The sequence below is a fragment of the Polaromonas sp. genome (assembly GCF_030682935.1).
Lineage (GTDB): Bacteria > Pseudomonadota > Gammaproteobacteria > Burkholderiales > Burkholderiaceae_C > Polaromonas.
Genome location: NZ_JAUXNA010000327.1, coordinates 1 through 2,479 on the forward strand (window position 1 = coordinate 1; position 2,479 = coordinate 2,479).

Sequence of the window (2,479 nt, forward strand, 5' to 3'; positions counted from 1 at the left end):
GTGCTTCGATATCGCTCATAGTTTTCTCTGGGAGTTGTAAATTAATCCGTGATTTTACCGCGTTAGAGCCATGCCCCTGAGCGCCGGGCCGGACGGATAAAAACCGGCGTCGATTTCCTGTGTTTTAACACTGTCAGCCCGCTGTTTTCATGACACCCCGCAAGGTCAACATGACACCGGCGGCCAACGGGATGCTACATGTACATGCCGCCATTGACATGAATTTCCTGGCCCGTGATGTAAGACGCTTGCGGACTCGCGATGAACGCCACCGCATGCGCAATGTCCCTGGGCTTGCCGAGGTGGCCCAAGGGGATTTGTCCAAGGAGTGCTTTTTGCTGCTCTTCGGACAAGCCGGCCGTCATGTCGGTTTCGATAAAGCCAGGCGCCACACAATTGACGGTGATATTGCGCGACCCGAGTTCGCGCGCCAGCGCACGCGTCATGCCCGCTACGCCTGCCTTGGCCGCCGCATAGTTGGCCTGACCGGCATTGCCTGAGGCGCCCACCACCGAGGTAATGCTGATGATGCGGCCATAGCGCTGCTTCATCATGGTGCGCATCACCGCGCGGCTCATGCGGAACACCGCCTTCAGATTGGTGTCGAGCACCGCATCCCAATCATCGTCCTTGAGGCGCATCGCCAGCATGTCGCGCGTGATGCCCGCATTGTTCACCAACACCTGCAAACCGCCGTGTTCTTTGACAATGCTGTCTATCAGCGCCTCGGCCGCTGCCGCATCGTTCACATTCAGGTTCTTGCCGACACAGCCCGGAAATGCCGCCAGGACGTGGCTGATTTTTGCAGCCCCCTCATCACTGGTCGCCGTGCCGATTACCTTCAGGCCCTTTTGGGCCAATTCAAGCGCAATCGCGGCGCCTATGCCGCGCGAGGCGCCGGTAACCAGTGCAACCTGTCCTTCAAATTTCACTTCGCTCATGCCAGCATCTCCTTCACTTCAGCCAAAGAGGCTGGATCAAACAAGGGTGTCCCCATCAATTCCGGATCAATTCTTTTGACCATGCCGGCCAGCACCTTACCCGGACCGCATTCGACCACATGGGTCAGCCCCCGCGCCTTGATGGCCTGCACACACTCCACCCAGCGCACCGGACCAAACGCCTGCGCAACCAGCGCCGCCCGAATGCGATCAGCGTCCACTTCGATAGCCACGTCAATATTGTTAATGACAGGAATTTGGGGGGCCGCAAAATGGACCGCCTCCAGTTTTTCCTTGAGCCTCTCGGCTGCGGGCTTCATCAAACTCGAGTGGAACGGCGCCGAAACAGACAAGAGCAAGGCACGTTTTGCACCCTTGGCCTTGAGTATTTCACGCGCTTTTTCCACCGCAGCCTTGCTGCCCGCAATGACGGTTTGCAGAGGGTCATTGAAATTGACGGCTTCAACCACTTCAGCGGTATCGAGTCCAAACGTCCGCACTGCTTCGGCGCATCCTTCAATGACCTTGGCGGCCTCCAGTCCCAGAATCGCCGCCATCGCCCCTACCCCCACAGGAACGGCGTCCTGCATCGCCTGCGCACGAAAGCGCACCAGAGGCGCCGCCTGCGCCAGCGTCAGCACGCCCGAAGCCACCAGCGCAGCGTATTCACCCAGGGAGTGCCCAGCCACAACAGCAGGCGCGGCACCGGTTTCAGCCATCCACGCACGGTAATTGGCCACGCCCGCCACGAGCATTACGGGCTGGGTGTTGGTCGTCAAGGCCAAGGCATCCTTGGGGCCCTCCTTGATGAGCCGGGCCAAGTCCTGGCCCAGCGCGTCGGAGGCTTCTGCCAGCGTTTGCGTGATGACAGGATGTTCACCCCAAGCGTCCAGCATGCCGAGCGACTGTGAGCCCTGGCCGGGAAAAACAAAAGCGAATGGTTTCAAATAATTACTCCGGTTATCAAGTTCATCAACATCTGGAAAATCTGCACTGATTCTAAGAACATATCAATCAGCGGCGACAGGTGCTGCTGCCGGCGCATCAAGGGGGATGCCGGCAAAAGCACCTGCTTTCACCGGTCTCCATCGTGTCCGCAATTGGTCGAGGACCCACTTCATGCACTGAAAAATCGCAGCGGTTGCCAGCCATGGATCCAGGAGGTAGTCCCAAAGATTGGTGGATTCCAGCAGGTCAAAAGTCCATGCGAGCAGAGCCACCGCCACCAGCATGGGCAAAAGCCGCAGCCCATTGACCCAACAAAATAGTGTCACGGCCAGCAAGCCCACCAACATGCCGGGTGCGCCCCAGCCCGCCCGGTAAGGATCCCAGTCGCCCCAGCCCAGCGCGAGAGGATATAAAAACAGGGCTGCAGCAGCCACCGCAGCATTCAGTGCCATTCGCTCCCGCTGGTCAATGAAGCGAAGCCCCCGCAAACGGTGAGCCAGCACCACGCAAGCCAGCATGACCAGCGTGATGCTCAAGTCAGAACTGATGCCGCGCAAGTAAGCCAGCAGCGGCAACTGGGCCGCGCCCAG

The 2,479-nt window shown here is 59.1% G+C and carries 3 protein-coding genes; all 3 read right to left on the bottom strand.

The genetic code is table 11. From position 1 onward, the window contains the following. Nucleotides 1–194: 194 nt before the first annotated feature. The 3 genes from fabG to Q8K05_RS15280 all read right to left on the bottom strand — a co-directional run bounded on the left by fabG (nt 195) and on the right by Q8K05_RS15280 (nt 2,425). Nucleotides 195–941 carry a 3-oxoacyl-ACP reductase FabG gene (gene fabG / locus Q8K05_RS15270; RefSeq protein ID WP_305247482.1) on the bottom strand — a complete coding sequence of 249 codons (747 nt, stop codon included), beginning with the start codon at nt 939–941 and terminating at the stop codon, nt 195–197. Beyond that, nucleotides 938–1,888 (bottom strand): ACP S-malonyltransferase, encoded by a 951-nt coding sequence (gene fabD / locus Q8K05_RS15275; RefSeq protein ID WP_305247483.1) that lies wholly within the window; start codon nt 1,886–1,888, stop codon nt 938–940. Before fabD ends, fabG begins: the two co-directional genes overlap by 4 nt. A 63-nt stretch (nt 1,889–1,951) precedes the next feature. Further along, on the bottom strand, nt 1,952–2,425 hold the full coding sequence (locus Q8K05_RS15280; protein ID WP_305247484.1) for a hypothetical protein: 474 nt from the start codon (nt 2,423–2,425) through the stop codon (nt 1,952–1,954). Between the last annotated feature and the right edge of the window lie 54 nt (nt 2,426–2,479).

What these genes read in the sequence shown, in the direction of transcription:
- fabG (WP_305247482.1), bottom strand. Translation starts at nt 941, where the DNA reads ATGAGCGAAGTGAAATTTGAAGGACAGGTTGCACTGGTTACCGGCGCC.